This window comes from Bacillus sp. FDAARGOS_1420 (assembly GCF_019344915.1).
Taxonomy (GTDB): domain Bacteria; phylum Bacillota; class Bacilli; order Bacillales; family Bacillaceae_G; genus Bacillus_A; species Bacillus_A mycoides.
In genome coordinates, this window is record NZ_JAHWJB010000002.1 from 1,451,806 (window position 1) to 1,466,868 (window position 15,063).

A 15,063-nucleotide genomic window follows, 5' to 3' on the forward strand; every position below is an offset into this window, starting at 1 on the left:
TGTGAAAAATCATCGCCTTCTGTTTTCAATAATAAGATATTCCACTCATCGTAGACGAGCATATGCAAAGAGCAACGAAGGCCGAAATGATAGGGGGATTCAGATGGAGAAAACAAAGTTACCATGGGATGAATTTTTTTCACTCAATAAAGATGTGAATAATACTTTCTTTACACCAGAAGATTTTTCAGGGGATGAAGATTTAATTGCAAAAACGACAGAACAATTCGTTAAACAAGAAATTGTCCCGCAAATTGAGAATATTGAACAACATAACTATAAAGTTTCTCGTCAATTATTTGAGAAAGCTGGGGAACTTGGATTATTAGGCATTGAGGTACCAGAAGATTATGGCGGATTCGAGTTAGGAAAGGCTGTCTCAGGTCTTGTAGCAGAGAAAATGGGTTACGCTGGTGCATTTAGCGTTTCTTTTAATATACATGCCGGTGTAGGTACATTGCCTTACATATATTATGGAACGAAAGAACAGAAAGAAAAATATTTACCGAAAATCGCATCGGGAGAATGGATTGGGGCTTATGCTTTAACTGAGCCAAATGCTGGTTCGGATGCATTAAGTGCAAAAACGAGTGCAGTATTGAATGAAGAGGGTACTGCTTGGAAGTTGAATGGTGAGAAGCAGTGGATTACAAATGCTCATATGGCAGATGTATACGTTGTTTTTGCGAAGACAAATAAAGGAATGACAGCGTTTATTGTCGAAAGAACATGTGAAGGTGTATCAATAGGATTAGAAGAAAAGAAGATGGGGATTAAAGGTTCTTCAACAGCGACGCTTATTTTAGAAGATGTTGTCATCCCCGCTGAAAATATTTTAGGGGAAGTTGGGAAAGGGCATCACGTAGCTCTTAATATTCTTAACTTCGCTAGACTAAAACTTGCTTTTGGAAATATTGGAACAGCAAAACAAGCAATCGGTTTGTCAGTTCAATATGGAAAAGAGCGAAAACAGTTCCAAACGGAATTAGTAGATTTTACGATGATTCAAGAGAAAATTGCCAATATGATTATTTCTACATATGGAGCAGAAAGTGCAGCTTACCGTGCAGCGGGTGTAATTGATGAAGCAATTCATGAGAGTGATGAAGATCTTATGAAAAAAATGTCCCAATTTGCAATTGAATGTGCACTGAATAAAGTAAACGCTTCTGAAACACTTGCTTATATCGTAGATGAAGCTGTACAAATTCATGGTGGTTACGGTTATATGCAAGAATACGAAGTAGAACGATTATATCGTGATGCTAGAATTAGTCGTATTTTTGAAGGAACGAATGAAATTAATAGATTAACAGTTGCAAAAATGTTAATGAAGCAAATCGAGAAAATAGAAGATGCTGAAGTAAAAATTGATGTAGCAAATGTAGAAAGAAACCATCGTTACATTTTATTAGCGAAAAAATTGTTGAAACAATCTTTGAAAACGCTCTCTAAAACTCCAGGAATAAAAATTGAGCAAGAGCAAGAATATTCACGCGTATTATCAAATATGTTGACGGACGTGTACGTCATGGAATCAGCATTTTTACGTACGAGGAAAGCAGTTAGTAAAAATGGTGAGGAAAAAGAGCGTACGAAGCAAATGATAACAGATGTTATTTGTGAAGAAGGATATCGTAAAGTAGAAGAATCCGCGATTTCCATTCTTTCAGCAGCTGTCACAGAAGAACAAAATAGACAAGAAATATTAGCTGAAATCCGTCAATTATTAGTGCCTTTATACTCAAACTTATTTACGAAAAAGAGAGATATTGCGAAAGTTATTATAAATCGCGGGAAATATATTGTGTAAATAGGAGGAAAGCGATATGAAAAAGATTGGTTTTATCGGTTTAGGTAACATGGGTCTTCCAATGTCTAAAAATTTAGTTAAATCTAGCTACACAGTATATGGAGTGGACTTGAATAAAGAGGCGGAAGCTTCCTTTGAAAAAGAAGGAGGAATTATCGGCCTATCGATCTCAAAACTAGCAGAGACATGCGATGTGATTTTTACAAGTTTGCCTTCACCTCGTGCTGTGGAAGCGGTATATTTTGGGGAAGAAGGATTATTTGAAAATAGCCACTCGAATGTAGCTTTAATTGATACAAGTACAGTATCTCCACAATTAAACAAACAATTAGAGGAATCGGCGAAGGAAAAGAAAGTAGACTTTTTAGCAGCACCTGTTAGTGGTGGGGTAATTGGTGCAGAAAACCGTACATTAACGTTTATGGTTGGTGGATCGAAAGAAGTATATGAGAAAACTGAATCTGTCATGGAAGTGCTTGGAGCGAATGTTTTCCATGTTAGTGAGCAGATTGATAGTGGTACAACTGTTAAATTAATTAACAATCTATTAATTGGTTTTTATACAGCTGGTGTGAGTGAAGCTTTAACATTAGCGAAAAAGAACAATATGGATTTAGATAAAATGTTTGATATTTTAAATGTAAGTTACGGTCAAAGTAGAATTTATGAGCGTAATTATAAAAGTTTCATTGCATCAGAAAATTATGAGCCAGGCTTTACTGTAAATTTATTAAAGAAAGATTTAGGATTTGCAGTAGATTTAGCTAAAGAAAGTGAACTTCACTTACCAGTAAGTGAGATGCTATTAAACGTATATGAAGAAGCGAGTGAGGCAGGATATGGTGAAAACGATATGGCTGCTTTATATAAGAAAGTTAGCGAACAATTAATTTCTAATCAAAAATAGTGCACTTATAAAAACCATGATAAAAAAGGAGAGAATATAATGATTACAACTGAAATTAAACGAGTGAAAAATCATATTAATGGCGAATGGGTAGAATCTACTGGTACGGAAGTAGAAGCGGTTCCGAATCCGGCAACTGGAAAAATCATCGCTTACGTTCCACTTTCTCCAAAAGAAGATGTTGAAAAAGCTGTTGAAGCGGCAAAAGCGGCATACAAAACATGGTCTAAAGTGCCAGTTCCAAATCGTTCAAGACAACTATACAAATATCTACAACTGTTACAAGAAAATAAAGAAGAGCTTGCAAAAATCATTACGCTAGAAAACGGTAAAACGCTAACGGATGCAACTGGTGAAGTACAGCGTGGTATTGAAGCGGTAGAACTTGCAACATCAGCACCAAATTTAATGATGGGACAAGCTCTTCCGAATATTGCTAGTGGAATTGATGGATCGATTTGGCGCTACCCAATCGGAGTTGTTGCTGGTATTACACCGTTTAACTTCCCGATGATGATTCCATTATGGATGTTTCCACTTGCAATTGCTTGCGGTAATACATTCGTATTAAAAACATCTGAAAGAACGCCACTTTTAGCTGAGCGACTTGTAGAGTTATTCTATGAAGCTGGTTTTCCAAAAGGGGTATTAAATTTAGTACAAGGCGGAAAAGATGTTGTAAATAGTATTTTAGAAAATAAAGATATTCAAGCAGTTTCGTTTGTTGGCTCTGAGCCAGTGGCACGCTACGTATATGAAACTGGTACAAAAAATGGTAAACGTGTACAAGCGTTAGCAGGTGCGAAAAACCATGCGATTGTAATGCCAGATTGCAACCTTGAGAAAACAGTACAAGGTGTAATTGGGTCTGCGTTTGCAAGTAGTGGAGAGCGCTGCATGGCATGTTCAGTAGTAGCAGTAGTTGATGAAATTGCTGATGAATTCATTGATGTATTAGTAGCGGAAACGAAGAAGTTAAAAGTAGGTGACGGTTTCAACGAAGATAATTATGTTGGACCATTAATCCGTGAATCTCATAAAGAACGTGTTTTAGGCTATATTAATAGTGGTGTAGCAGATGGAGCAACTTTACTAGTAGATGGCCGTAAAATCAATGAAGAAGTTGGAGAAGGTTACTTTGTTGGTGCAACAATCTTTGATGGTGTAAATCAAGAAATGAAAATTTGGCAAGATGAAATTTTCGCTCCGGTATTAAGTATTGTAAGAGTAAAAGATTTAGAAGAAGGTATTAAGCTGACAAATCAATCGAAATTTGCGAATGGTGCTGTTATTTATACATCAAATGGAAAACATGCACAAAGATTCCGAGACAATATTGATGCTGGTATGATTGGTGTAAACGTTAATGTTCCAGCACCAATGGCATTCTTCGCATTTGCAGGAAACAAAGCTTCATTCTTTGGAGATCTTGGTACAAATGGTACGGATGGCGTTCAATTTTATACACGTAAAAAAGTTGTAACTGAGCGCTGGTTTTAATAAAGTGAAATGATAATGAGTGGGGTGCATTCCCACTCATTATCAAAATAATACAAACGAAAATACACTACTTCATTATGAGTAGTGTATTTTCGTTTGTATTGTGTTAGCTATTTCTTTCAAAGGCTAATTTAATACCAAACCCAATTAAGACGATTCCTGTAATCCCTTGAATATAACGCTGTGTCTTCGGTTTTTTCATAAAAGCACTAATTTTATCAATTAAAAATATATAAAAAGCAAACCAAATGACTGTTAAAATGAGATAAGTAAGTCCCATAACGAGAAGTTGTATAAATGTATTATGATTTGGATTTAAAAACTGTGGTAAAAAAGTTAAAAAGAAGACTGCAACCTTAGGGTTTAGTAAATTTGTAAGAAACCCTTGGCGAAAGCAAGAAGTATGTTTATCATTATTTATTGGAATGTCATCTGTATTTAAGTCTTCTGTGTTTCTTACTGCTAAAAGGGCTTTAATACCAATATAGACTAAATATACAGCACCAACATATTTAAAAATAGAAAATAAAAGAGCAGACTTTACAATAAGTGCTGAAAGACCAATTACAGCAGCTAAAGTGTGAATTAAAAGCGCAACACAAGTACCAAAAACAGTTTTTACGCCGCCGATTTTGCCGGCAATCAATGTGTTTTTCGTAGCCATTGCTGTATCAGGACCGGGTAGAATAATAAGACATATAGACATAATAATAAACAGAAAAAAATTTTCCATAATGTTATCCGCCTTCCTTTGTTGTTTTTAGAAAATTCGATTAACGTTAGTTTAACATACATTTCAGTTAAATAAAATTAAATTATATTTAAAATTATTTAACTAAAAAGAAGAGGCCATATAGAGTAGCTGAGAGTGTGCTACAATATATGGCCTCTTTGTTTAAGCGTTAAGTAAGTTAAAGAATCGATTTACATCTTCTTCTGAAACATCACTTAATTGTTTATATTTATAATTTGGATTTTGGTCTTTATCAACTACAACGGAGCGTACTCCTTCAAAGAAATCTTCATGTCGCATGAAGTTTTTAGCGAGTATAAGATCTGTCGCGAAACATTCTTCAACTGACTTTTCTTGGCCATCAATAAACTGTTTTAATGTTACCTTTAATGAAACAGGCGATTTGGATAATAGCTTTTCTTTCGTTGTTTGGGCAAATGGACTTTGATCTTTCTCTAACGATTGAATGATTCCCTCAATTGTATCGAATGCAAAATGCGAATTAATTTCTTCTACTGAAGAAGAAAGATTGCCATCTAAGTTTGGAGCAGTTGCAAATGTACGAATAACTTCTTTTAAATGAGTATGTACATCTTCTTTTTTCCAATTTACATTTTCAAGTGCGGTAAGGAAATTTGGTAATGAATCTGATGTCATAAAGTAATCAGCAGCGTTAATATATAATACATCAGGAGCTTTTAAAATAGATGCCGTTAAAGCAACATATCGACCAGTATATCCAGGCGCTTTATTTAAGAAATAAGCAGCACCGACATCAGGGAAGAAACCGATGTTCATTTCAGGCATTGCCCACTTCGTACGCTCTGTTACAATTCGATACGTTGCTCCATTTGTCAGACCGACACCACCGCCCATTACAATTCCATCTAAACAAGCGATAATTGGTTTTTTGTATTGATAAATAAATGTATCAATTTCATATTCTTCTTCAAAAAACTGCTCTGCATGTTGTAATGCAACTTCGTTAGAACGTGCTTCGTATAGCGTTTTAATATCACCACCTGCACAAAAACCTTTCGTACCAGCTCCTTTTAAAACGATGAGTTCAATACACTCATCTTGCCCCCATTCTTTAAGTTTTTGCCCAATTGGTTGTAACATGTCATAGGATAAAGAATTAAGTGCTTTTGGACGGTTTAAAGTAATAGATGCAACGCCGTTTTCGCTAACAGAAAATAAAACGTGTTCAGTCATTATAAATCCTCCCTTACTTATCTTTCTATTCTTATTTCTTGATACATGCTGAAATGTCCTCTATAATTTTTGTCTAAATTAGGTGCTTAATGTTAGTATTTATCGCATATTTTGACGAGTTATATTTGCAGGATTTCAGAGAATGAAGAGGAATATTACAACATTACTGTAAGCGCAATTATTTGAAATCATAGTGTTGAAGGCGCTATTATATGTATAACTTAAATTGAGTTAGTATACGTGGCGTAACAATGCATTAAAGAGTGGATGTAGAAAAGATCAAAAGGCTGAATTATCTAACTTTTAAAGAGCGAGGGGTTTGTATATAATTAGAAATAGAGAAAGGAGAGATCGGAATGCCAGGACCTTTACTATTGTCGGTAATTATTTTGTCATCTCTTATGGTAGGAATTACACAGTATTTTCATCATACAGATACGACAGAAGAAGTGAAAGATAAGGTACGTCTCGTGTTTCCGATTTTTATAATATCTATTTCCATATGTTTTTTATTAAATAAAGATGGGTATGTTGTGGCCGTATTCGCGTTTTTTGTAGCGATTGTCTTAATAACTGTATTGTACTACGTTATGAAAGAGTACTTACAAAAATAAGGATGCCTGAAAGGGTATTTTTATTTTTTGTAAAATGATAATTTCACATACCGTATTTTATACAAAAAAACATAAAATATTTATAATTAAAAAAGTATGTACATCGCGGTGTATTTACTTGTCAATCTTGCATGACCACTATACTATTAAAATGTAGAGATTAGAAAAAAGGGGTTGTATCTAGCATGAAATTTGAGATGCATACAAAAATTATTTCAAATGAAAAAGAAGTAAGATTACATATAGAAGATAATTTATTTCAATTAATTTTAGATGGTTATCATCTATTTACTATTCAAGAAATATTGCCTTTATATAAATCAAACGAAGAAAGAATCGGTAGTGCAATTGTCCAAAAGTTAGAATGGGAGAACGGAAAAACTACACTAAACTATCAGCTTGTTTCACTACAATCAGTAAACTAAAAGGAGAAGGGTAATATGAAGTTTTTTCATACAGCGGATTGGCATTTAGGTAAGCTTGTTCATGGTGTATATATGACTGAAGATCAAAAAATTGTGTTAGATCAGTTTGTACAAGCTGTTGAAGAGGAAAAACCGGATGCTGTAATTATTGCAGGAGATTTATATGACCGAGCAATTCCACCTACAGAAGCAGTAGACTTATTAAATGATGTATTACAAAAGATAGTTATTGATTTACAAACACCAATAATTGCAGTTGCAGGAAACCACGATAGTCCGGACCGCATACATTTTGGTAGTAATTTAATGAAAAAACAAGGATTACATATTGTTGGACAATTCCAGTTTCCATACAATCCTGTTGTTTTAAATGATGAATACGGAGAGGTTCATTTCCATCTCGTTCCGTATGCAGATCCAAGTATTGTTAGACATATATTGAAAAATGAAGATGTTCGTTCTCATGATGATGCGATGCGTATTTTTATGAACGAACTCTCTGAAACGATGGATAAAGAAGCGAGACACATATTTGTAGGACATGCATTTGTAACTTCTTCAGGAGAGGCAGAGGAAAATACGAGTGATGCGGAACGACCACTTTCAATTGGTGGTGCTGAATATGTAAATAGCCATTATTTTGATAAGTTTCATTACACGGCGCTTGGCCATTTACATCAAGCGCATTTTGTACGTAATGAGACAATTCGTTATTCAGGTTCACCACTTGCATATTCTATTTCTGAAGAAAAGCATAAAAAAGGATATTATATTGTGGAACTGGATGAAAAAGGTGAAACAACAATTGAAAAACGTTTACTTACACCGCGTCGTAAAATGCGTACAGTAGAAGCGAAAATAGACGATTTATTGCTTCATCCAGTGAGTGAAGATTATGTATTTGTGAAATTATTAGATGAAAACCCTGTCTTGCAGCCGATGGAAAAAATACGTTCTGTATACCCAAATGCAATGCATGTTGAAAGATCTATTCAAAGACGAGAGTTCACAGATGAAAATGAAGTAACTGTTTCAAGACATAAAACGGATGATTTATCTCTTTTAAAAGCATTTTATAAAGAAATGAAAGGGCTAGATTTATCAGAAGAGAAAGAACGTCTATTTTTAGATGTTTTGCAAACAGTGCAAGAACGGGAAGGTGAGCGAGGATGAGACCGATTCAGCTTATAATGACCGCGTTTGGTCCATATAAACAGAAAGAAATAATCGATTTTAAAGATCTTGGTGAGCATCGTATTTTCGCTATTTCTGGAAATACAGGAGCTGGAAAGACAACGATTTTTGATGCGATTTGTTATGTATTATATGGAGAGGCTAGTGGAGAAGAGCGCAGTGATACTAACATGCTTCGTAGCCAATTTGCTGATGATGATGTTTATACAAGTGTGGAATTAACTTTTCAATTAAAAGGAAAAAGTTATGAAATTAAACGACAACTGGGCCATAAAAAACAAGGAAATAAAACAATTACAGGACATGCAGTCGAATTATATGAAGTAATTGATGAGGAAAAAGTTCCATGTGTCGATCGTTTTCATGTAACGGATGTAAATAAAAAAGTTGAAGATTTAATTGGATTAAGTAAACATCAATTTAGCCAAATTGTCATGTTACCGCAAGGAGAGTTCCGAAAATTATTAACATCTGAAACGGAAAATAAAGAAGAAATACTACGCCGCATTTTTAAAACAGATCGTTATAAATTAATGCGTGAGATATTAGATCAAAAGCGTAAACAATGGAAAGACGTCTTACAAGAAAAACAAAAAGAACGTGAGCTATATTTCCGTAATGTATTTAAATTACCAATACGTGATGGGGCATTATTAGAGACATTAGTGGAGCAAGAGCATGTAAATACACATCAAGTAGTAGAGGCATTAGAACAAGAAACAATTTGGTACAATGCAGAGGTTGAGCAATTACACTTAGAACAAAATGACAAAACGAAACAATTAAAAGAAGCAGAGGAACGTTTTCATGCAGCAAAAGCTGTAAATGAGAAATTCAAAGATTTAGAACAAAAGAATGAGAAGTACAGTATTTTACAAGAAAACCGTGCCGTAATCGAAATGAAAGAAAAATCTTTTAAACATGCGGAACAGGCGAAGCGATTATTACCATTTGAGCAATGGTATGAGGAAGCGATGCAATATGAACAGCAGTCTGAAAGTTTGTTAAAACAGATAATCGCAAAAAAAGAGCATATAATGAACAGTTTTGCACTTGCTCAGGAGAAATATGAAGCATTAAAGAATAAGGCATCCGAGCGAGAAAATGCTAAAAAACAAGTTCAAAGACTAGAAGAGTTACAGCCAATTATTGCATCATTAGCTGAGAAAAAGTTAAATTTGCAAAATGCTGAAATTCAAATAGGAAAATTAAAAGAAGGTATGCAAAAGTTAGATGAACAACTAGAAGCGCATAAAAGTGAAAAACAAAGAATGTCTGGCGAATTACAGCAATTAGAAGCAGCGCTTGAACAATATGTAGCTAAAGTAGAAGAACTAACGAATATGCGAGAAGATGCAAAAGTATTAAAGCAGGCATATGATGTATGGCAAGAAAAACAAAAATACGAGCTAGAAAAAGAAAGTGCGTTTCATAAGATGCAACAGGCAGTTAGTACATATGAAAATATGGAACGCCGCTGGTTAAGTGAACAAGCTGGTATATTAGCTCTTCATTTACATGATGGTGAATCTTGTCCAGTATGTGGTAGTATGGACCACCCGAAAAAAGCTACAGAGCAAAGTAATGCAATTGATGAAAAAGAGTTAAATGAGCTAAGAGAAAAGAAAAATATTGCGGAAAAATTACATGTTCAATTAGAAGAAAAGTGGAATTTCTATCGAGTTCAATATGAACAAGTGATAGAAGAAGTGCTAAAGCGAGGCTATCGCTCAGAAGAATTAGTAGAAACATATAGTGCGCTCGTTCAAAAAGGAAAGCAATTAGCAGCAGAAGTTAATGCGTTAAAAGCAAGTGAAGAAACGCGTAAGCAAATTGCTGTGAATATAAAAAGCGTAGAAGAAAAAGTAGAAGAACTCCAGAAACAAAAGCGTGAAGTAGAAACTGTGCAGCACCGTACTGAAATGGAGTGTATGCAGCTTCGTACGTCATATGAACATGATAAGCAAAATATTCCGGAAAGCTTGCAAACGGTACAAGCTTGGAAAGTACAGTTTGACCAAGCTCTGCAAGAACTTAGGTTAATGGAAGATGAATGGGAGAAAGTACAAGAGGCGTATCAACATTGGCAAAATGAAAATATACGTATTCAAGCAGAACATGATAATGCTTCTAATCAATTTAATAGTGCAAAAGAGAAGAAAGAAGAGACGTTCACACGCTTTATGAAAGAGCTAGAACAAAGCGGATTTACAGATCAATTAACATATAAAGAATCCAAATTAAATGATGCTGAGATGGATAAGTTACAACAAGAAATCCAAAGTTATTACTCATCTCTAGAAGTACTTACAAAACAAATTGAAGAATTAAAAGCAGACTTAAAAGATAAAGAGTATATGGACATTTCTTCATTAGATGAGCAAGTGAAAGAATTGGAAATTAGCCTTGATATTATTAAAGAAAAACGACAACGTGCTCAAAACGCCGTATCATATATTACGGATTTACATGAAAATATTAAACGAATTGATGAACAAATTCATGAGGAAGAAAAAGCATTCCAAGAACTTGTTGATTTATATGAAGTAATGAAAGGGGATAACGATAGTCGTATATCCTTTGAACGTTACATCTTAATTGAGTATTTAGAACAAATTGTTCAAATTGCGAACGAACGACTACGTAAATTATCAAATGGACAATTTTATTTAAAACGAAGCGAACGAGTTGAAAAGAGAAATCGACAAAGTGGATTAGGATTAGATGTATACGACGCATACACTGGCCAAACACGCGATGTAAAAACATTATCTGGCGGTGAGAAATTTAATGCATCGCTTTGCTTAGCGCTTGGAATGGCAGATGTAATTCAAGCGTATGAGGGTGGTATTTCCATCGAAACGATGTTTATCGATGAAGGATTCGGCTCATTAGATGAAGAGTCATTAACGAAAGCAGTCGACGCCTTAATTGACTTACAAAAATCAGGCCGATTTATCGGTGTAATTTCACACGTTCAAGAACTGAAAAACGCAATGCCAGCTGTATTAGAAGTAACGAAGCAGAAGGATGGGTGTAGTCAGACGAGATTTGTGGTGAAGTAAGTTCAATTATAATTCATGCTCAAAGTATTGTTTGCAATTTTCTAGTATAGAACTTACGAAAAAACAAATGCCACCTCATTATAGAGATGGCATTTGTTTTTTATTCAAAACTACATAATTCACCTACGAGTTATCTGTAGAAGGAGGCGTATTTTCCAAGCGATTATAAGTTTTAAAAGCCGAAATTGCTGATATAACACCACCTACTAGAAATAAAGCTGATCCGCCGACCAATATGATACGACTGACATATGTTTCGCGCGCTTCTTCAACTTCTTCTTGTAACATTGTTGGCATTTGAATTCCCCCTAAACAACATTTCTTTTGTAGATAGTATATACAAATGCCTAAAATATGTTAAAATCACTGGATAGTATTATGAGGAAGTATATAGTTAGATGTGAATTGTTTGAAAAATCTTCATTATAAATTTATGCTAACTTCACATAGAGCACAAATTGAAATTGTATTATGTATATGTACCAAATAGATGAAATTGTATAGTATTGCTGTTTTTAAATAATCAAAATCCTATTATTTCTATATAAGGGTCTTAATTGTGTATTAGAGATAATATTTTATTTAGAAGCAGATTTTAATAAAAAGGAATTCAAATAAAAGGGGAATGTCTTATGACAACATATACGAGCGAGATAAAAAAAAGTTTAGTAACTGAAGAAGATGTGGATATTTTAAAAATAATGGCACATCCAATACGATTACAAATTGTAAATGAATTAAGTGCACGCAAAACTTGTAATGTAACACAATTAACAGAAATATTAAATATTCCTCAATCGACTGTTTCGCAGCATTTATCAAAAATGAAAGGTAAAGTGCTAAGAGCTGAGAGAAGAGGGTTAGAAATTTATTATTATATTAATAATTTAAAAGCAAGCAAGATTGTTAGTGTTTTAGGATATATAAATTAATGAATTGTTATTATACAAAATAGCCTCCGCTGTTAAGCAGGGGCTATTTTGTATTGTTTTATTTATTTGCATTTAAAATTTTATAGTTTTTATGATTTACAATTGTTCGGTCAAATTCAAAAGTACCACCGCTTACATCTGTAACTTCAACTAAGACCGATTCAGTGTATAGTTTTAGTACAGATGCTGTGATCTTTAAGTTATTTCGTTGAAATAGTATAGTATCGCCTACGTTTGCTTTCATAGTACCTCCTTATAAAAGTCAGAAATGTTTGTTTATTATATATATTAAACCACGTATAGATATATTAGTGAATGTTTAGTTTTATTTATCAATAAAATATTTGTTGTTTAATAAAAATTAAAGTGCAACATTATGTAAATGAATTATATATTTTCTGTTTTTATGTAGAAAATTGTAAAAAACGTTGTAATTCTGTATGTTTCGTTAAAAAAACAAGATATATGGAAGTTAAAATGTATAAAAGATGGGATTTTTGATTACAAGCATTGTAACGAGAAGCCAGATTACAAGACTATTAAATGATTTGTATTAAGAAATATAGACGCAACATGTTATAAAGCTGGAGAGTTAAAAAGAATATGGTGTTTTTTTGTTTGTATAGGATAATCAAAATTTTGAAGTCCAGCCATGGTGTAACAGGGCGCATAACTTTGTATAAAAGAGGATATGAAAACACACATAAGTCGTATTGATGTAAAACATTATAAAAACTACTACGTATTTAACAAGTAGTTTTTTGTATTTCACCCTTCGTTTTCTGTAACTGATTCCATATTTTTGACGCTCCGTATTGTAAGTGCTTACATGAGCGGGAACATCCTATACAATGAAGTTGTTAAGTCGAATGAGGTGGCGAAAATAAAAATAAAAAAAGCATATTTAGCGAATAGCATTGAAATAGAAAGAGGAGGCGGAATGATATGAAAAAATCAAATGTTAATCCATGGCTTGTTGTCCTTGGCACAGTCATAGTACAAATGGGACTTGGGACGATATATACATGGAGTTTATTCAATCAGCCTTTAGTTAGTAAATATGGTTGGAGTCTAAACGCTGTTGCTATAACTTTCTCAATTACTAGTCTTTCCTTAGCGTTTTCAACTTTATTTGCGAGTAAATTGCAAGAAAAGTGGGGACTTCGAAAACTTATTATGATAGCTGGACTAGCATTAGGACTAGGATTAATACTTAGTTCACAAGCTTCCTCATTAATATTGCTTTATGTACTAGCAGGAGTTGTTGTAGGTTATGCAGATGGTACAGCATATATCACTTCATTATCCAATTTAATAAAGTGGTTTCCAAAGCGTAAAGGTTTAATTGCTGGTATTTCTGTCTCTGCATATGGTTCGGGTAGCTTAATTTTTAAATATATTAACGCACAGTTAATTGAATCAGTTGGTGTATCACAAGCGTTTATATACTGGGGGTTAATTGTTACAGCTATGATTGTCCTTGGCGCTTGTTTAATCCATCAAGCTGCAGATCAAGGAGCAGTTCATGAAACAAAAACTCAGGAATATACAACGAAAGAAATGTTAGGCACAAAACAAGTATACTTATTATTTATTATGTTATTTACATCATGTATGAGTGGCTTATACTTAATTGGTATGGTAAAAGACATTGGTGTTCAACTTGTAGGGCTTAGCGCAGCGACAGCAGCTAATGCGGTGGCTATGGTTGCAATCTTCAATACATTAGGTCGTATTATTTTAGGACCGTTATCAGATAAAATCGGCCGTTTAAAAATCGTTACTGGTACATTTGTTGCTATGGCAGCTTCAGTCTTGGTTTTAAGTTTCGTAGATTTAAATTATGGTATCTACTTCGTATGTGTAGCAAGTGTAGCGTTTTGCTTTGGTGGAAATATCACTATTTTCCCAGCTATCGTTGGTGATTTCTACGGTATGAAAAACCATAGTAAAAACTACGGAATTGTGTATCAAGGATTTGGATTTGGAGCGCTCGCTGGTTCCTTTATCGGTGCAGTTCTAGGTGGATTCAAACCAACTTTCATGGTGATCGGCGTATTATGTGTCGTATCATTTATTATCGCACTTTTAATCCAAGTGCCTAAGCAGAAAAAAGAAAAAGAAGAAGAGTATCGCAGTGTAGCGTAAGTATATAAATCTTCTTTAACACTATGTTTACTAAAAAGCACCCTATTTAATAGGGTGCTTTTTTATGAATTACAACATGTGGAATTTTCTAGAGGCAAAAAAATGAGTAAAGTATCCGTTTGGATTATATTGGAATATCATAAATTGATATATTATATTCGAAATACTTATTAAATCTTAAATTATAAACACGACATGCATCAGTAATTGCAAGATATACTTTCTCGATATTTTCAGAAAAATGTTGAGAAAATATATACTTGAGTTTTTGGTAAGGCTTTGTAAATGAAGGTATCTACAGTTTATCTTCTTCAATTTTAAAAAGAGGAGTACGAATTAAATTTTTTAATGTAAGTACTTATTAATGCTTTTAGATGTAATTGTATTGAGAAGTACTAAAATATTTTATCTGAAAAATAAAAATAGGTTGACAAGTTTATTGAGAAAGATTATCATTTCGATGTAAGAATATTAAATGAAAAACATTATCAATGAATAATATTTTGATGAAAAGTAC

13 protein-coding genes are annotated in these 15,063 nt (G+C 33.6%); 9 read left to right on the forward strand and 4 right to left on the reverse strand.

Annotated elements, in window-relative coordinates; genetic code table 11:
- The first annotated feature begins 103 nt into the window (after positions 1 to 103).
- From I6L50_RS17770 to I6L50_RS17780, 3 genes are read left to right on the forward strand one after another with little or no spacing between them, the layout of a single operon-like run.
- Positions 104 to 1,813: an acyl-CoA dehydrogenase family protein gene (locus I6L50_RS17770; protein ID WP_219302205.1), complete on the forward strand. Its 1,710-nt coding sequence runs from the start codon at positions 104 to 106 to the stop codon at positions 1,811 to 1,813.
- 16 nt (positions 1,814 to 1,829) lie between these two features.
- Positions 1,830 to 2,720: an NAD(P)-dependent oxidoreductase gene (locus I6L50_RS17775; protein WP_002031851.1), complete on the forward strand. Its 891-nt coding sequence runs from the start codon at positions 1,830 to 1,832 to the stop codon at positions 2,718 to 2,720.
- Positions 2,721 to 2,759: 39 nt separating this feature from the next.
- Positions 2,760 to 4,220 carry a CoA-acylating methylmalonate-semialdehyde dehydrogenase gene (locus tag I6L50_RS17780; RefSeq protein ID WP_219302206.1) on the forward strand — a complete coding sequence of 487 codons (1,461 nt, stop codon included), beginning with the start codon at positions 2,760 to 2,762 and terminating at the stop codon, positions 4,218 to 4,220.
- 106 nt (positions 4,221 to 4,326) lie between these two features.
- On the opposite strand, the gene I6L50_RS17785 is transcribed toward I6L50_RS17780, so the two are convergent.
- Positions 4,327 to 4,956 carry a LysE family translocator gene (locus tag I6L50_RS17785; RefSeq protein WP_181777947.1) on the reverse strand — a complete coding sequence of 210 codons (630 nt, stop codon included), beginning with the start codon at positions 4,954 to 4,956 and terminating at the stop codon, positions 4,327 to 4,329.
- Positions 4,957 to 5,115: 159 nt separating this feature from the next.
- Positions 5,116 to 6,168, reverse strand: coding sequence for an enoyl-CoA hydratase/isomerase family protein (locus I6L50_RS17790; protein ID WP_219302207.1), 1,053 nt, complete (start codon positions 6,166 to 6,168; stop codon positions 5,116 to 5,118).
- Positions 6,169 to 6,524: 356 nt separating this feature from the next.
- Between I6L50_RS17790 and I6L50_RS17795 the strand changes: the two genes are divergently transcribed.
- The 4 genes from I6L50_RS17795 to I6L50_RS17810 all read left to right on the forward strand — a co-directional run bounded on the left by I6L50_RS17795 (position 6,525) and on the right by I6L50_RS17810 (position 11,466).
- On the forward strand, positions 6,525 to 6,782 hold the full coding sequence (locus I6L50_RS17795; protein WP_001119412.1) for a hypothetical protein: 258 nt from the start codon (positions 6,525 to 6,527) through the stop codon (positions 6,780 to 6,782).
- A gap of 185 nt (positions 6,783 to 6,967) precedes the next feature.
- The gene (locus I6L50_RS17800; protein WP_002085739.1) at positions 6,968 to 7,207 is read left to right on the forward strand and encodes a DUF2584 family protein; all 240 of its coding nucleotides are present in this window, start codon (positions 6,968 to 6,970) and stop codon (positions 7,205 to 7,207) included.
- A gap of 15 nt (positions 7,208 to 7,222) precedes the next feature.
- Complete coding sequence (locus tag I6L50_RS17805) at positions 7,223 to 8,380, forward strand: exonuclease SbcCD subunit D (RefSeq protein ID WP_002012752.1); 1,158 nt, start codon at positions 7,223 to 7,225, stop codon at positions 8,378 to 8,380.
- Entirely contained in the window at positions 8,377 to 11,466 is a 3,090-nt protein-coding gene (locus I6L50_RS17810; protein WP_219302208.1) for an AAA family ATPase, read from the forward strand. Before I6L50_RS17805 ends, I6L50_RS17810 begins: the two co-directional genes overlap by 4 nt.
- 123 nt (positions 11,467 to 11,589) lie before the next feature.
- Here the strand turns inward: I6L50_RS17810 and I6L50_RS17815 are convergent, their stop codons facing one another.
- Positions 11,590 to 11,763, reverse strand: coding sequence for a hypothetical protein (locus I6L50_RS17815; RefSeq protein ID WP_001142748.1), 174 nt, complete (start codon positions 11,761 to 11,763; stop codon positions 11,590 to 11,592).
- A 335-nt stretch (positions 11,764 to 12,098) separates the two neighbouring features.
- Here I6L50_RS17815 and I6L50_RS17820 point away from each other — a divergent pair, with 335 nt between their 5' ends.
- Positions 12,099 to 12,398: an ArsR/SmtB family transcription factor gene (locus tag I6L50_RS17820; protein ID WP_097832019.1), complete on the forward strand. Its 300-nt coding sequence runs from the start codon at positions 12,099 to 12,101 to the stop codon at positions 12,396 to 12,398.
- A 58-nt stretch (positions 12,399 to 12,456) separates the two neighbouring features.
- Here the strand turns inward: I6L50_RS17820 and I6L50_RS17825 are convergent, their stop codons facing one another.
- A complete protein-coding gene (locus I6L50_RS17825; RefSeq protein ID WP_002012762.1) occupies positions 12,457 to 12,642 on the reverse strand; it encodes a YkvS family protein in 186 nt (61 codons plus the stop codon).
- A 701-nt stretch (positions 12,643 to 13,343) separates the two neighbouring features.
- Between I6L50_RS17825 and I6L50_RS17830 the strand changes: the two genes are divergently transcribed.
- Positions 13,344 to 14,546 (forward strand): L-lactate MFS transporter, encoded by a 1,203-nt coding sequence (locus tag I6L50_RS17830; protein WP_113937825.1) that lies wholly within the window; start codon positions 13,344 to 13,346, stop codon positions 14,544 to 14,546.
- The last annotated feature ends 517 nt before the right edge of the window (positions 14,547 to 15,063 follow it).

Bases quoted from the DNA above. Each gene is read 5' to 3' on its own strand.
- I6L50_RS17770 (WP_219302205.1), top strand. From the start codon at position 104: ATGGAGAAAACAAAGTTACCATGGGATGAATTTTTTTCACTCAATAAA.
- I6L50_RS17775 (WP_002031851.1), top strand. From the start codon at position 1,830: ATGAAAAAGATTGGTTTTATCGGTTTAGGTAACATGGGTCTTCCAATG.
- I6L50_RS17780 (WP_219302206.1), top strand. From the start codon at position 2,760: ATGATTACAACTGAAATTAAACGAGTGAAAAATCATATTAATGGCGAA.
- I6L50_RS17790 (WP_219302207.1), bottom strand. From the start codon at position 6,168: ATGACTGAACACGTTTTATTTTCTGTTAGCGAAAACGGCGTTGCATCT.
- I6L50_RS17795 (WP_001119412.1), top strand. From the start codon at position 6,525: ATGCCAGGACCTTTACTATTGTCGGTAATTATTTTGTCATCTCTTATG.
- I6L50_RS17800 (WP_002085739.1), top strand. From the start codon at position 6,968: ATGAAATTTGAGATGCATACAAAAATTATTTCAAATGAAAAAGAAGTA.
- I6L50_RS17805 (WP_002012752.1), top strand. From the start codon at position 7,223: ATGAAGTTTTTTCATACAGCGGATTGGCATTTAGGTAAGCTTGTTCAT.
- I6L50_RS17810 (WP_219302208.1), top strand. From the start codon at position 8,377: ATGAGACCGATTCAGCTTATAATGACCGCGTTTGGTCCATATAAACAG.
- I6L50_RS17815 (WP_001142748.1), bottom strand. From the start codon at position 11,763: ATGCCAACAATGTTACAAGAAGAAGTTGAAGAAGCGCGCGAAACATAT.
- I6L50_RS17820 (WP_097832019.1), top strand. From the start codon at position 12,099: ATGACAACATATACGAGCGAGATAAAAAAAAGTTTAGTAACTGAAGAA.
- I6L50_RS17825 (WP_002012762.1), bottom strand. From the start codon at position 12,642: ATGAAAGCAAACGTAGGCGATACTATACTATTTCAACGAAATAACTTA.
- I6L50_RS17830 (WP_113937825.1), top strand. From the start codon at position 13,344: ATGAAAAAATCAAATGTTAATCCATGGCTTGTTGTCCTTGGCACAGTC.